Source organism: Flavobacterium sp. FlaQc-47 (genome assembly GCF_044006475.1).
In the GTDB taxonomy this organism is placed as follows: Bacteria; Bacteroidota; Bacteroidia; order Flavobacteriales; family Flavobacteriaceae; genus Flavobacterium.
The window spans coordinates 66,923-80,862 of sequence record NZ_JBIPCQ010000002.1 but is presented as its reverse complement, the minus strand read 5'-3'; the positions used below and the strand labels follow the sequence as shown (position 1 = coordinate 80,862).

Genomic DNA, 13,940 nt, shown 5'->3' with positions numbered 1-13,940 from the left:
AAACGATTAACCCAAAATCCTACCAGTCTTTTTCTGTTTTTCTAGGATTGCCTTTTACTTTTTGAGCGTTCACTTTATCCTGAACTTTCTTTTCCTCGTTGTTTACAGCATCTAATAAATTCTGAACTCGTTCTTTAGAAATTCCGCCGGGCTGTGGTTTTGGTTCTCCTTTGTTATCAGACTTATCATCTTTTTTAGGATCATCTTTACCATCTTTTTTATCCTTGTCTTTATCGCCTTTGTCGTCCTTTTTGTCTTTGTCCTTATCCTTGTCTTTATTTTTATCCTTGTCCTTGTCCTTATCTTTGTTTTTATCCTTGTCTTTGTCCTTATCCTTATTCTTGTCTTTGTTTTTATCGTTTTTAGGAGGATTTTCTTTTAGCTTTTGTTTTGCATAAGCATAATTATAACGTGTTTCATCATCAGTAGGATCGTTGCGTAATGCCTCTTTATATGCTTCAACCGCTTGTGTATAATCTTTCTCTTTCATTAAGACATTTCCTAAATTATGGAAAGCTTTGTGTTTTTCAGGTCGGGTTTTAGCATTTTTTATAGCTTTCGCGTAGGCGAATTTAGCTTCAGAAACCTGATTTTGTCTGTAAATTGTATTTCCTAAATTATATGGAGCCGTTGCACGTTTTGAAAATTTTGACTCTGAAATTCTGTAATTGGCTTCAGCGTCAACAAATTTATTCTGCTTATATTCCTCATTGGCATCAGGCAATGTCTTGTCTTTCTCCTGAGCTGTAACCGCTAAAGAAAATGTTAGTAAAATATAAAGAAGTAAATTTTTCATTCTAATTTTTTATGGTTTTTAGTTTGCCACGAATTTCACCAATTATCACTAATTAATTCTTTGCGTTAGTTTTACGAATAAAGTTTAAATAGTTTTATTCGTGTAAATTCGAGTAATTACTGGCTAACTTTATTATTTCTTTTCGTTAAATAAATTCAACTCTTTTATCCAGTTTGTTTTTCTTTCTAAAAGGAAAATGTCAATAAACAATAATAAGAAGGCAAAGCCGATGAACCATTGATATTGCGATTGAAAATCCGCCATTTGAGTCGCTTCAAATTCTGTTTTTTGAATGTTGTTTAAAGCATTTTTTACATATTCTAAAACTTCCTTAGTATTTCCGCCATATACATAGCCGCCTTTCGTTGCTTTTGCAATTGCTTTTAATCCTTCCTGATTTAGTTTTGTAATAACAGTTTGCCCGTTTTGATCTTTCTGGTAGTTTTTGACTACGCCATTTTCTTTTAACGGAATTGTACCTCCTTTTTCTGTTCCAACACCAATAGTGATGATTTTCATTCCTAATTTATTGGCTTCTTCCGCTGCTGCCGAAGCTCCTTCAGAATGATCTTCTCCATCAGAAATTAAAATCAATAACTTGCTGGTTTTGCTTTTTTCATCGAAATAAGTCGAGGATAATTTGATCGCTTCATCAAGTGATGTTCCTTGTGATGAAACCATATCCGGAGTCATGCTTTGCAGGAACATTTTGGCAACACTATAATCTGATGTAATGGGTAAAACCGGGAAAGCACTTCCGGCATATGCCACAATTCCTATTCTGTCACTTCCTAAATTGTTGATGATTTGTGAAACCAATTGTTTGCTTTTCTCTAAACGACTTGGTGCGACATCTTCGGCAAGCATACTTTTAGAAACGTCGACCGCAAAAACAATGTCGATTCCTTCGCGTTTCACCGTTTCCATTTTTGTCCCCATTTTCGGATTTACTAATCCGATAATCAAGCAGGCAAGTGCTAAAAGGATTACGCATAATTTTAATACCGGTTTAAAAACAGATCTTTCCGGGCTCAGTCTTTTTACCATTTCCAAGTCACCAAATTCACGTTGTTTTTTTCTTTTCCAATACATATTGAAAAGGAAAATACACACCACAATTGGGAGTAATAATAAAAGGTATAAATATTTTTTTTCGTCTAATTCCATTTTTAGTTCTAGTTTTCAGTCGCAGTTTTCAGTCGTAGTTTTCAGCTGTAAACTGTAAACCGTGACTGCGACTAAAATATTATATAAAGCTTCTGTAAACTGTATTTCTTAAACCAATCTCCAGCAATAATAAAAAGGCTGCGAGTAAAACAAAACCTCTGTATTTTTCGTCGTAATCATAGAATTTTAATTCCTGGATTTCAGTAGTTTCTAATTTATTGATCGATTTGTATATTTCGGCTAGTTTATCGTTACTGGTTGCTCTAAAATAAGTTCCGTCGGTTTTACGGGCAATACTTTTCATTAATCTTTCGTCGATTTCAACTTTTTGCATTTTGAATAAAAATCCCCCGTTTGGTGCATATGCATATGGCGATGCAGCCATTCCGTTTGTTCCAATACCAATTGTATAAACTTTTATTCCGTATTGTTTTGCAATGTCTGATGCTGTTTCCGGTTCAATAAATCCCGCATTATTAACACCATCTGTCATTAAAATAATAACCCTGCTTTTTGCTTTACTGTCTTTTAAACGATTTACGGCGGTTGCAAGTCCCATTCCTATTCCGGTTCCGTCTTGCAAAGTGGTATCGTATTTAATTCCTTTTATCGCTTCAAGAATAATGGCTTTATCACTTGTAACCGGTGTTTTTGTATAAGCTTCAGAAGCGTATAAAACCAGTCCAACTCTGTCATTAGGTCTTTCTCCAACAAAATCTGCAGCTACTCTTTTTAAAGCTTCCATACGGTTTGGCTTTAAATCTTTTGCCAGCATACTTCCGGAAACGTCAATTGCTAAAACAATATCAATTCCTTTAGTTGTTTTAGTCTGACTGCTAATATCAACCGTTCTTGGTCTTGCTAAAGCTATAATTAAAGAACTTAATCCTAAAATTCTAAAAACGTATAAAGCAGGTTTTAATTTCGTTAACAACGATTCGCTGTTTTTAAAACCCTGAGTCGAACTCATTTTTAAAGTAGCCGATTGCTGGTTGCGTTTCCAGAAAAACCAAGCTATTGCAATTGGAATTAACAGAAACAACCAAAAAAATTCCGGATTTAAAAAAGTTATTTTATTCATTAGTTGCTCGCTTTTCTAAGTTCAACAGAATTTAAAATTCTAGTCGTAATATCGTTGGCGTATGTGTCGCCTTCTTCGTGTACAATCAAAATTTGTTGTAATCCCTGATCTTGTTTAAACAGTAAAAGTTCATAATACGCCTTTGTACTTGTTTTATTAATTGGGTTTAAAATGGTCATTGTTCCATATCCTTTGACTCCCTGAATACCTTGATTCGTTTGGAAATCTTCTTGTTTTACAATGATATTTTGTCCGCCCTGAGATTCAATAACTTTTAAAGAACCTTCTAAAGCTTTTGCTAAATCAATATCTGTAGGGTTTTTGAATTTACTAGTCGAAACGGTTACAAAGAAATTATCTACCATACTTCCGTATGTGAAAAGCTGCATTTCTTTGATTAAAGCCATTGTTTCTTTAGGAAGTACTTTTTGAGTATCCATACGTTTTAAAACCTGTGGAGTTTCAATTACAACGCCGGGATTTCCGTATTCACTTTTTACCCATTCGCCTTCTAATAATTCTTTTGAAGCATTTCCTAATACGTTATCCTTAACATATTTGAAACCTTTAGTAGCGATAAAAAATCCGGTTGTAGCGATTATTAAAAACAAAACGGTTCCTATGGCTGTAGCAATACGTTTGTTTCGTTTTTTTAATAGTTGCAGTTTTATCTGTTTTTGTTTTTGCGCTTCGTTCAATAACTGATCTTCTTCATCCGGAACTTCAGTTGGAATTGCGTTATCTAATGTTAAAATTACTTTTTGAATTTTATTTCGATCCTCGGTAATTTCAAATTCTAAAGGTTTAGATTTTGCAAATTTCACTAAATCGGCCTGACGTAAAACGCGTTCTAAATTTTCAACTGTTTCAGGAGTTAATGCCATTTTTTTCTTAGTGGAAGCATCTCTAATCGCCAGAATTAATTCAGATGTTGTGCTTTCCATCGCTGGAATATGAATTGCTTCTTCAATATAATTACGGGCAATGTCTGTCAGCTCACTGTAATATTCTTTGATTTCACCTTTTTGCCAAAGTTCTTTTTGCTCCAGATTATTTAATAAACTCGTGGCTTTTTCGATAGGAGTTTTATAAACTTCTTCTTCAATTTTCTTCTGCTGACGTTTTTTAATGAACCAATATACAAAAGCACCAATTCCAACTATAAGTACTAAAGCCAAAATGTATTTCCACCAATCACCAATGCCGTTATCAGCAGCCGTAATGTCTTTGATATCGTACATTTTTTGTTGTAAAGTATCGACTTTTACACTTGCAACTTCAACACGAATAGAATCTGAGAAATAAGGTTTTTTGTCAATCAGAATCTGAACACTTGGAATTACGTATTTTCCGGAATCAAATTGTGTTAAACCATATTTTTTGATCAGTTCGTATGTGTCATTTTTTTTGACCGTATCAATTGGATAAGACTGAATTACTTCTAAAGGTCCAATAGTTTTCAGTTTAGGAAAAACAACTTTCGATTTTGAGCTGACAACCGTTTTAAGTGTAAGCTTAAATTCGGCTCCAATTTTATTTTTTGTAGTATCAATGCTCGTCTCTACCTGTTTTTGTTGTGCGAAAACAGCAGAGGAAAGTAAAAATAAAAAGATGTAAAACTTTAATTTCATTTGATTTTTTTAATTTCAGATTTTATTCTAAAATGAATGCTTAGTTATGGCACGCAGATGACGCTGATTTAAACGGATTTTATTATTTGATATATTTATTTTTAAAATCTAATATTCTAACAATCTAAGAAGTCTAACGATCTAAAAATTATCTTGACTTGAAATAGCCCAATAATTTGGTTACGTAATTTTCGTCAACTCTTGTGTTTACAACGCCTGCTCCGGATTTACTAAAAATTTCCTTGAAATAACTGACTCTTTCATTATAATGTTTTTCGTAATTCATGCGGACCGCTTTTGAACCCGTATCAACCAATTGGATTTTTCCGGTTTCGGCGTCAAGCATGGTTACCATTCCTAAATTAGGGATTTTTTCTTCACGAATATCATAAACTCTAACGCCTGTAATATCATGTTTTTTAGAAGCAATTTTTAACGTTTGCTCATAATTTTCAGACATGAAATCGGAAATTACAAAAACAATTGCTTTCTTCTTTTGTGTTCCTGAAAGAAACTTTAAAGCAGCTCCAACATCTGTTTTCTGGCTTTTTGGTTGAAATTCGATTAATTCACGAATGATTCTTAAAACGTGTGAACGCCCTTTTTTTGGTGGAATATACAACTCTACATTGTCAGAGAATAATATTAAACCAATTTTATCATTATTTTGTGTAGCCGAAAAAGCCATCGTTGCCGCAATTTCGGTGACGATGTCTTTTTTGAATTGACTTTTTGAACCAAAACCTTCTGAACCCGAAATATCAACCATTAACATCATGGTCAATTCGCGCTCTTCTTCAAAAACTTTTACGTGGGCTTCATTGTAGCGTGCCGTTACATTCCAGTCAATGTTACGAATATCATCGCCATATTGGTATTGACGTACTTCACTAAAAGTCATCCCGCGCCCTTTAAATGAAGAATGGTATTCACCTGAAAAGATATGATTGCTCAGTCTTTTGGTTTTGATTTCTATTTTCCGTACTTTTTTTAAAAGCTCTTTTGTATCCATTTGATTTGTTTAAAGTTTAAAAGTTTCAAGTTTCAAGTCTGCTTTACAACAACCTGAAACTTGAAACATTAAACAAATTTTTAAGGTACTTCAATCTCGTTTACGATTTTGTTGATAATGTCTACAGAAGTAATGTTTTCGGCTTCAGCCTCATATGTTATCCCAACTCTGTGACGTAAAACATCATGTACAACGGCACGAACATCTTCAGGAATTACATATCCACGACGTTTGATAAAAGCGTAACATTTTGCTGCAACAGCTAAATTAATACTTCCACGTGGTGATGCGCCAAAACTAATAAGAGGTTTTAAGTCGGCAAGTTTGTACTTCTCCGGATAACGAGTAGCAAATATGATATCTAAGATATATTTTTCGATTTTTTCGTCCATGTAAACTTCACGAACAGCTTCCTGAGCGCGTAAAATTTGCTCTACAGAAACTACGGCATTTACTTTTTCGTAAGATCCTTTTAAGTTTTGACGAATTACAAAACGCTCTTCATCAATTTTTGGATAATCAATTACGGTTTTAAGCATAAAACGATCGACTTGCGCTTCAGGAAGTTGGTAAGTTCCTTCTTGCTCAACAGGATTTTGAGTTGCCAATACTAAAAACGGACGATCAAGTTTAAAAGTAGTGTCGCCAATTGTTACTTGTTTTTCCTGCATCGCCTCCAAAAGTGCTGACTGTACTTTTGCCGGAGCACGGTTAATCTCATCCGCAAGGACGAAATTAGCGAAGATGGGGCCTTTTTTGATCGAGAATTCGTTTGCTTTGATATTGTAAATCATCGTTCCAACAACATCGGCAGGTAATAAGTCTGGAGTAAACTGGATACGGCTGAATGAACCCTGAACCGCTTGCGACAACGTATTTATCGCTAAAGTTTTGGCTAATCCGGGAACACCTTCAAGCAAAATATGCCCTTGTCCTAAAAGTCCAATTAGTAAACGCTCGACCATATGTTTCTGGCCCACAATAACTTTGTTCATTTCCATTGTAAGAAGGTCTATAAAAGCACTTTCTCTTTCAATTTTTTCATTTATCGCTCTAATGTCTAAAGTCGTTGTATTTTCTTCCATATAAATATTTTTAAAACCTTTTTAAAACGTTGATTTTTATGCCTTACTTTTGAGAGTGCAAATTGAATATTTTTTGATAAGTAAGATGTTAAAGAATGGTTAAAACTTCGACCAATGACCTAATTTTAAGGACTAATTGTGAATCTATTTTTATATTTTTAAGAACTTTGGTGATTATGCTTCAGAAAAGCATATTTATTACCAAAAATAACGCAATACAACCATGAGTAAAACAACATTATCGCCCATAATTTCGGGTACTATGAATTGGGGTGTCTGGGATAAAAACCTTACGCCAAAAGAAATGGAAAACATGATACAAATTTGTATCGAAAACAAAATTACCACTTTTGATCACGCAGATATTTACGGATCTTATACCACAGAAGCTGATTTTGGAAAAGCATTTCATGCCAGCAAAATTTCACGCGAAAAATTACAATTAATCACAAAATGCGGAATTCAGTTAATTGCTGAAGGTCGTAAAAACACAATTAAACATTACGATTATTCTAAAGATTATATAATTTGGTCAGTTGAAGAATCATTAAAAAAACTGAAAACTGACTATGTCGATGTTTTTTTATTGCACAGACCAAGTCCTTTAATGCAAGCCGATGAAATTGCAGAAGCCGTTCAGAAATTAAAAACAGAAGGTAAAATTATTGACTTCGGACTTTCGAATTTCACCAGTTCTCAAACGGAGTTAATTCGTCAGAAAACAGAAGTGAGTTACAATCAGGTACAGTTTTCGGCAACAAATTTTGAACCCATGGTTGACGGAAGTTTTGATTACATGCAAACACACGGTATTTGTCCGTTGTCATGGAATCCGCTTGGGACTGTTTTTAGAGAAGACACAAAACAGACACGCCGTTTGAAAAAACTGCTTTCGCATTTGGTTAAAAAATACGGTTTCGGATCTGATACAATTTTGCTTGCCTGGATTTTAAAACACCCATCCGGAGTAATTCCAATCGCAGGAACGGTGAACGTTGCCAGAATTCAATCTTTAATGAAAGCGGTTGAACTAGAAATGGATAAAGAAGACTGGTTTGCCATCTGGACAGAAAGTATGGGCGACGATGTGGCTTAGAAAAGTCGCAGCTTTCAGTTTTTAGTATTCAGATAAAAAAATAGTTGCCAGAGATTAAAGGATTCGCACAGATTGAAAAAGTCATTTTAATCCTTTAATTTTTGGCAAAAAAACAAAAAATAAAAATGAAAAAAACAGTTTTAATTACTGGAGCCACAAGCGGAATTGGAAAAGCAACCGCGCAATTAATGGCTAAAAACAACTATAAAGTTATCCTTTGCGGAAGACGAAAAGACCGTTTAGAAGAAATTGAAAAAGAGCTTTCGGCTTTTACCGAAGTGTATTCGCTGTCTTTTGATGTTCGAGATAAAAATGATGTTATCCAAAGTATTGATTCTCTTCCTGCCGAATTTTCTACAATTGATGTTTTAATCAATAATGCCGGAAATGCTCATGGTTTAGATCCAATTCAAACCGGAGATTTAGACGATTGGGATGCAATGATTGATATTAACGTAAAAGGACTTTTGTATGTTTCGAAAGCGATAATTCCAAAAATGACGGAAAGAAAATCAGGACATATTATCAATATTGGTTCAACAGCAGCTAAAGAAGTTTATCCGAACGGAAATGTTTACTGCGGAACAAAACATGCTGTTGATGCAATTACAGCCGGAATGCGAATTGATTTGAATCCATTCGGAATTCGAGTGGGAGCAATTCATCCCGGAATGGTGGCTACAGAATTTAGCGAAGTTCGTTTTAAAGGTGATGCCGACAGAGCTTCAAATGTTTACAAAGGATTTGATCCGTTGCAGGCAGAAGACATTGCAGATATTATTCATTTTGTGGTTTCAAGACCCTATCACGTCAACATTGCCGATTTAATGGTGATGAGCACGGCGCAGGCGTCATCGACGATCGTAAAAAGAGATTAATTTAGATTTTTAGACTAACTTAGACTTCTTAGAATTTGAAGTTTATTATCCGAAAATCTAAGAAGTTTAAAAATCTAAGCCAGTCTAACAATCTAAAAAGAATGATTAACAAGCGCCTTTTAATAAAAAATTTACTCGCTCATAATGATGAGAGCAGTTTTTATGATAAAAAAAGGCAGTTGAACCTCCATTCACGTGAAGGCAAAGGAAAGTTTTTAAAACACATTTGTGCCTTATCAAATTCAAACCCAACCAATAATTCGTATATCGTGGTGGGAGTTGAAGATCAGGATAATGAAATTGTAGGCGATGATTTTTTTGATGATAGTAGAATTCAAAATCTTGTCAATGCTTTTTTGGAAAATCCGCCTAAGATTCAATATGAAAATGTACCGTTTCCAAATCTTCCAAAAGATAAAGTTGTAGGATTGGTTACGATCAAACCCAAAAGCAAAATATCGTATTTCAAAAAAGGAATTCACACCACTCCTGCCAATAGTGTCTTTATTCGGCGTGGAAGTAATTCGGTTCCTGTTGAAGGGGAAATTGAAAAAAACTACCAAAATACTGAAACCGTAATAGGTATTGAAAATAGTTCCCGAAACAGTATTCAGTATACGCTTGATGGCGTAATCGATTTTATGAATTTCAGGCACAAAGATATGTCGCCTAAATATCATGTTTTTAAAGAATTGTTCGTGATTTGCTGGGCGGGAGTTCCGCATAAATCGCGTGATAAAACCTTTTTATCACGTGTAGATATTGAGTTGATCAATGAACAAATCAAGCTTTTTTATTCGGCTCAGGATGTGGTAACTATTGTTTTTGATGATGATAGTTTTACTATAACCGAATATGTTCCGCTTGGTTTAAACGATAAAACAAGTTATTATCCTTTAGAGCAACAAACGATCCGTTTTTTTGATAATGGCTATTACAAAATTGAACGTCAAATGCTTTTTCAGCCTCCGGAATTCAATAGAAAAATGTTATACCATATTTATAATGCAAATACTGCATTGCTTCAAAAACTGCAAAAAGGAATTGCTTTATCAGATCGTGAATTAAAAGATCTGGAAAATCTTCCTTCGACTTTTATGATTTGTTATCTCAATGGTTTTGATGATGCCAAACAGAAACTAATTGACGCTAAATTACTTTTGAAACCTTTTGGAAATATCTATTTATCGTTTAAGGAAGCGTTGCGGATTTTGAGAAAGATGAAGTATGATTTTCAGGAAGGGGCTAAATAAGGTTCAAAGACTCAGAGTAACAAAGGGACAAAGGTTTCTGTATTGGCTCACAGCAGTGCGTTTAACACAAAGGTTTTTTTGAATTTAATTTTTTGAATTGCCTCCAGTTTTGATGGTATATTTACTAAGCGTAATTTTCAATAAATACGTCTTCAATTTTTTTTAAGTTATCATTTTCCTCAAATTGCAAATGGCTCATTTCGTTATTGTAGAATTTTTCTATAAAAAGTTTAATGATGTACATGACTTCCGTTCTGTTATCGCTATTGGTCAAAAGTTCCTTAACCAAATAATTACTTAGTTTTAATTTTTGATTTTTATACTGGCTTGACATTAAATTAGAATCCGAGTTTTTATGTAAGACAAGCATTTTGTCAACTTTATCTATTTCTTCTATTAAGTCTAAAATATGATATAACTTGTTATCTTTCATTTGTTGTAAATTAAAATTGTATTTCCAGAAAGCCTTTTGATAACCTATTTCCTCTAATTCTCCTTGTTTTTGTAAATCGATCCAGCCAGTATGCCTTATCACTTACATATCTAAAATTATTAATGTGATTTTCAGGATAAACTTCAATAATGTAAGCATCAACGCCATAAATGATTTCTGAATTAGGATATTTAAAATCGTCTAATTTTGAGCCTAATCGAGAAACAATGTTGTAATCTAAAAACGTAACTAAATCAATATCTCCCGGATTGTTCTTTTTCGTTACATATGATCCGTTAATCCATTGATGTAGTTTGTCTAAATTACATACTTTTTTGAAATCCTCATTATATTTAACATAAGCTTCAAAAATTTCCTTTCTTTTTATAGAAGGAATTTTTAGTACGAACTCATTTTCTAACTGTTGAATTGTTGAATTGATTTTGTTATCAGGAACTAATAGTCCTGAATGGTTAAAGGTTAACATACATTAAATAATTATATTTAAGCACAAATGTAAGAAAAAACTCGTGTCATTAGGAGGTTAATTTAAGGAGAATTGTCTATTGATATTTTAAATATTTTTTGATTTTAGAATACGGAAACAAAATTTCTTTAGATCCATCAGCATACGAAGCAGCTTCGTATGAGTTATAATATAACAGCAACCCTTCGGTTGTATAAAAAATATTTTGTGGCAATTGAAATTTGTCGTTTTCAAACATTAAACCTGTTGCATTGATATTTGATTTTTCAGGAATTTTATATTTTTTTCTGAATTCTTTTTCGGCGAAAGCTTTAAACTCTTTTTCGTTTTTGAAGATGTCATCTGTGAAAATTGTTTTGCCGGTTTTTGGATGAAACAATAAAGAACGGAAACCCTGATATCCGTGAGCGCCACCTGTAAAAGTATAATGATCGATTTTTATATTGATAATCTGATCAGATTCATACTCAACGTTTCCTTTTACTTTAGCTTCCCAGCCAAAAGTTTCAGTGGGAAATTTTTTGTGCATTTCTTCATAAGATGCTATAAAAGATTCGGCTAAAGTTTTATAATCTTTTGCTTTTGATGGATTTTCTTCAAAGTAAACAATCTCTTTTATAACAGAAAATACTTTTTTGTTGATGCTGTCTTTTACGATATCAATATTTTTTGCGATAGGAATAGCGATAGTGATTTTAGGGCAATCTTTTTCGCAGGGAATAGAAGATTCTTTTTCAAATGTCTCATTGTCAAATGAAAGCTCTTTGCTGCAACTTGCAAAAGTTAGAACTAAAAAGGCTAAAAAAATAGAATGTTTCATGTCAAAAAGTGTTAATTTATTATAAAGGTAAGAACTTGTTTCGGGATTAAAATAAATTAAACGGTAAATTTGCAGCACATTTAAGCATTTAAAATTTGTAATTATATGAAATTCAATACTAAAGTAATACATGGAGGTCAGCATCATGATCCAAGTACAGGAGCTGTTATGCCTCCGGTATATCAAACTTCAACTTTTATACAAACAAGTCCGGGAAAACCTTTGGCGGATTATGAATATAGCAGAGCATCGAACCCAACTCGTACGGCTTTAGAAAATGCTTTGGCAAGTATTGAAAATGGTACTCGCGGATTAGCTTTTTCATCTGGTTTAGCGGCTACAGATTGTGTTTTAAGATCATTTAAAGCGGGAGATGAAATAATTGCAATGGATGATTTATACGGTGGAACTTATAGAATGTTCTCCAGAATTTATAAAGATTCAGGCATTAAATTTCATTTTGTTGATATGACTGATATCGGGAAATTGAAATCATTAATCAATGAAAACACAAAGCTAATTTGGGTTGAAACGCCAACAAATCCGTTAATGAAATTAGCAGATATCCAGGAAGTTGCAAAGATCACGAAAGAGCATAAAATTCTATTTGCTGTAGATAATACTTTTGCGACTCCATATTTACAAAAACCTCTTGATTTAGGAGCTGATATTGTAATGCATTCTGCTACAAAATATTTAGGCGGACATTCGGATGTTATTGCCGGAGCTTTAATTGTAAAAGATGAAGCTTTAGGTGAGCAATTGCACTTTCAACAATTCGCAACCGGAGCTACACTTGGACCAATGGATAGTTTCTTGGTTTTAAGAGGAATAAAAACACTATCGTTAAGAGTTCAGAGACATTGTGAAAATGGAGAAAAAGTGGTCGAATATTTGAGTAATCATCCTAAAATAAATACGGTTTATTACCCTGGTTTAAAAAGTCATCCGTTTCATGAAATTGCTAAAAAACAAATGAAAGCTTTTGGCGGAATGGTTTCTTTTACTTTTAAATCAGGTAAAAAAGAGGATTCTATCGCATTTTTAGAGAAACTTAAAGTTTTTACACTTGCAGAATCTTTGGGAGGCGTTGAATCATTAGCCAATCACCCTGCTTTGATGACGCACGCTTCTATTCCGGCAGATAAAAGGGCAGAAGTGGGTATTACAGATGATTTAGTTCGATTAAGTGTTGGTATCGAAGATGCCGAAGATTTAATCGCGGATATCGAACAAGCTTTAGCTTAGATTAATCCTAAAAATAAAAAAATCCCAAATTCCAATTATTGTGGAATTTGGGATTTTTTTATTTTATTTATTAAATTTAGAATTCTAAATAATAAATGTATCCTGCGTTAAACCAAACTTGTGAATCGTTTGATTTGTTTTCTTTATAAATATCTTTGTTTGGATTTAAACCGTCAACCCAGTCAGAATTATATCCCTGGTAACGTACTTCAAACATTAAATCGCTCATTGTAGTTAATTTGTAATGTACTCCAACGCCTAATGTTGCTGATAAAACTACTCCGTTTTCGCTTGAAAAACCAAATTGGCGGCCGTCTGAAGGAGTTAGGTATTTTGGATAAGTAGTTAAAGGTAATCCTAATTGACCTAATCTTGAACTAACTTTAGTATTGTAATAACTTACCTGAAAACCTAAACTTAAATAGGGGCTAAAACCTCCTATAGTGTTTTCGAAATCATGAATCTTCATGAAAGGAGAAAATTCTAATTGCGCCCCAAGGTTTACTAAAGTCGAAGTGCCGTGCATGGCTCTAAGATGTTGTACCAGATTTTTTCTTTTTTCGTTTTCAACCCATTCGCCAAAATGTTCTAATTTGGTGTGATTGAAAGACAATTCAGATCTGACTTTAAAATGTTCTGTAAAAAAACTTTCTCTGTTATTATTGGCAGAAAAGTTTATAAAATGAACAATTCCAATACCAAATCCATTGTTTCCAACATTGGTGTCAAAGTTATTTCTTTCGCCATAATCAGATTGAAAAGTTGTGGGACCGAATATTATTCCTACTTCTTGCGCCAAATCACTTTGGGCTATAGCAATATTAGAGATGCCAAAAAAGGCAAATAACGTGAGTATTATAGGTTTAAACATGTTTTTGGGCTTACAAATCTAGGCAAATATATAAAAAACATGGTTTAATCAAAATATTAAATACATCTATTAAAAAATTAGT

The 13,940-nt window shown here is 33.4% G+C and carries 14 protein-coding genes; 4 read left to right on the top strand and 10 right to left on the bottom strand.

The annotated features are described in order from the left end of the window. Nucleotides 1–19 precede the first annotated feature (19 nt). The 6 genes from ACHRVX_RS06425 to ACHRVX_RS06400 all read right to left on the bottom strand — a co-directional run bounded on the left by ACHRVX_RS06425 (nt 20) and on the right by ACHRVX_RS06400 (nt 6,772). Nucleotides 20–796, bottom strand: coding sequence for a tetratricopeptide repeat protein (locus tag ACHRVX_RS06425; protein ID WP_395330421.1), 777 nt, complete (start codon nt 794–796; stop codon nt 20–22). A 132-nt stretch (nt 797–928) separates the two neighbouring features. Next, the gene (locus ACHRVX_RS06420; RefSeq protein ID WP_395330418.1) at nt 929–1,963 is read right to left on the bottom strand and encodes a VWA domain-containing protein; all 1,035 of its coding nucleotides are present in this window, start codon (nt 1,961–1,963) and stop codon (nt 929–931) included. Nucleotides 1,964–2,042: 79 nt separating this feature from the next. Then, nucleotides 2,043–3,044 (bottom strand): VWA domain-containing protein, encoded by a 1,002-nt coding sequence (locus ACHRVX_RS06415; RefSeq protein ID WP_395330416.1) that lies wholly within the window; start codon nt 3,042–3,044, stop codon nt 2,043–2,045. Next, complete coding sequence (locus tag ACHRVX_RS06410) at nt 3,044–4,675, bottom strand: hypothetical protein (RefSeq protein ID WP_395330414.1); 1,632 nt, start codon at nt 4,673–4,675, stop codon at nt 3,044–3,046. Before ACHRVX_RS06410 ends, ACHRVX_RS06415 begins: the two co-directional genes overlap by 1 nt. 148 nt (nt 4,676–4,823) lie before the next feature. After that, nucleotides 4,824–5,687 (bottom strand): DUF58 domain-containing protein, encoded by an 864-nt coding sequence (locus ACHRVX_RS06405; RefSeq protein ID WP_395330412.1) that lies wholly within the window; start codon nt 5,685–5,687, stop codon nt 4,824–4,826. Nucleotides 5,688–5,767: 80 nt separating this feature from the next. Continuing rightward, on the bottom strand, nt 5,768–6,772 hold the full coding sequence (locus ACHRVX_RS06400; RefSeq protein ID WP_072964260.1) for a MoxR family ATPase: 1,005 nt from the start codon (nt 6,770–6,772) through the stop codon (nt 5,768–5,770). 223 nt (nt 6,773–6,995) lie between these two features. Between ACHRVX_RS06400 and ACHRVX_RS06395 the strand changes: the two genes are divergently transcribed. From ACHRVX_RS06395 to ACHRVX_RS06385, 3 genes are all read left to right on the top strand, one after another. Continuing rightward, complete coding sequence (locus ACHRVX_RS06395; RefSeq protein WP_395330410.1) at nt 6,996–7,868, top strand: aldo/keto reductase family oxidoreductase; 873 nt, start codon at nt 6,996–6,998, stop codon at nt 7,866–7,868. Between the two features lie 125 nt (nt 7,869–7,993). Then, nucleotides 7,994–8,746 (top strand): SDR family NAD(P)-dependent oxidoreductase, encoded by a 753-nt coding sequence (locus ACHRVX_RS06390; RefSeq protein ID WP_395330408.1) that lies wholly within the window; start codon nt 7,994–7,996, stop codon nt 8,744–8,746. Between the two features lie 101 nt (nt 8,747–8,847). Then, a complete protein-coding gene (locus ACHRVX_RS06385; RefSeq protein ID WP_395330406.1) occupies nt 8,848–9,999 on the top strand; it encodes an ATP-binding protein in 1,152 nt (383 codons plus the stop codon). A gap of 124 nt (nt 10,000–10,123) precedes the next feature. On the opposite strand, the gene ACHRVX_RS06380 is transcribed toward ACHRVX_RS06385, so the two are convergent. The 3 genes from ACHRVX_RS06380 to ACHRVX_RS06370 all read right to left on the bottom strand — a co-directional run bounded on the left by ACHRVX_RS06380 (nt 10,124) and on the right by ACHRVX_RS06370 (nt 11,739). Further along, the gene (locus ACHRVX_RS06380; protein ID WP_395330404.1) at nt 10,124–10,432 is read right to left on the bottom strand and encodes a hypothetical protein; all 309 of its coding nucleotides are present in this window, start codon (nt 10,430–10,432) and stop codon (nt 10,124–10,126) included. A gap of 10 nt (nt 10,433–10,442) precedes the next feature. Further along, nucleotides 10,443–10,919 carry a DUF6932 family protein gene (locus ACHRVX_RS06375; RefSeq protein WP_395330402.1) on the bottom strand — a complete coding sequence of 159 codons (477 nt, stop codon included), beginning with the start codon at nt 10,917–10,919 and terminating at the stop codon, nt 10,443–10,445. Nucleotides 10,920–10,995: 76 nt separating this feature from the next. Then, nucleotides 10,996–11,739 (bottom strand): PdaC/SigV domain-containing protein, encoded by a 744-nt coding sequence (locus ACHRVX_RS06370; protein WP_395330400.1) that lies wholly within the window; start codon nt 11,737–11,739, stop codon nt 10,996–10,998. 105 nt (nt 11,740–11,844) lie between these two features. On the opposite strand from ACHRVX_RS06370, the gene ACHRVX_RS06365 reads away from it, so the two are divergent. After that, entirely contained in the window at nt 11,845–12,987 is a 1,143-nt protein-coding gene (locus ACHRVX_RS06365; RefSeq protein WP_395330398.1) for a cystathionine gamma-synthase, read from the top strand. Nucleotides 12,988–13,063: 76 nt separating this feature from the next. On the opposite strand, the gene ACHRVX_RS06360 is transcribed toward ACHRVX_RS06365, so the two are convergent. After that, nucleotides 13,064–13,858, bottom strand: coding sequence for a THC0290_0291 family protein (locus tag ACHRVX_RS06360; RefSeq protein WP_395330396.1), 795 nt, complete (start codon nt 13,856–13,858; stop codon nt 13,064–13,066). Nucleotides 13,859–13,940 lie beyond the last annotated feature (82 nt).

Coding starts and splice junctions, on each gene's coding strand:
- ACHRVX_RS06375 (WP_395330402.1), bottom strand. CDS start 10,919: ATGTTAACCTTTAACCATTCAGGACTATTAGTTCCTGATAACAAAATC.
- ACHRVX_RS06370 (WP_395330400.1), bottom strand. CDS start 11,739: ATGAAACATTCTATTTTTTTAGCCTTTTTAGTTCTAACTTTTGCAAGT.
- ACHRVX_RS06385 (WP_395330406.1), top strand. CDS start 8,848: ATGATTAACAAGCGCCTTTTAATAAAAAATTTACTCGCTCATAATGAT.
- ACHRVX_RS06395 (WP_395330410.1), top strand. CDS start 6,996: ATGAGTAAAACAACATTATCGCCCATAATTTCGGGTACTATGAATTGG.
- ACHRVX_RS06365 (WP_395330398.1), top strand. CDS start 11,845: ATGAAATTCAATACTAAAGTAATACATGGAGGTCAGCATCATGATCCA.
- ACHRVX_RS06410 (WP_395330414.1), bottom strand. CDS start 4,675: ATGAAATTAAAGTTTTACATCTTTTTATTTTTACTTTCCTCTGCTGTT.
- ACHRVX_RS06415 (WP_395330416.1), bottom strand. CDS start 3,044: ATGAATAAAATAACTTTTTTAAATCCGGAATTTTTTTGGTTGTTTCTG.
- ACHRVX_RS06380 (WP_395330404.1), bottom strand. CDS start 10,432: ATGAAAGATAACAAGTTATATCATATTTTAGACTTAATAGAAGAAATA.
- ACHRVX_RS06390 (WP_395330408.1), top strand. CDS start 7,994: ATGAAAAAAACAGTTTTAATTACTGGAGCCACAAGCGGAATTGGAAAA.
- ACHRVX_RS06425 (WP_395330421.1), bottom strand. CDS start 796: ATGAAAAATTTACTTCTTTATATTTTACTAACATTTTCTTTAGCGGTT.
- ACHRVX_RS06405 (WP_395330412.1), bottom strand. CDS start 5,687: ATGGATACAAAAGAGCTTTTAAAAAAAGTACGGAAAATAGAAATCAAA.
- ACHRVX_RS06360 (WP_395330396.1), bottom strand. CDS start 13,858: ATGTTTAAACCTATAATACTCACGTTATTTGCCTTTTTTGGCATCTCT.
- ACHRVX_RS06420 (WP_395330418.1), bottom strand. CDS start 1,963: ATGGAATTAGACGAAAAAAAATATTTATACCTTTTATTATTACTCCCA.
- ACHRVX_RS06400 (WP_072964260.1), bottom strand. CDS start 6,772: ATGGAAGAAAATACAACGACTTTAGACATTAGAGCGATAAATGAAAAA.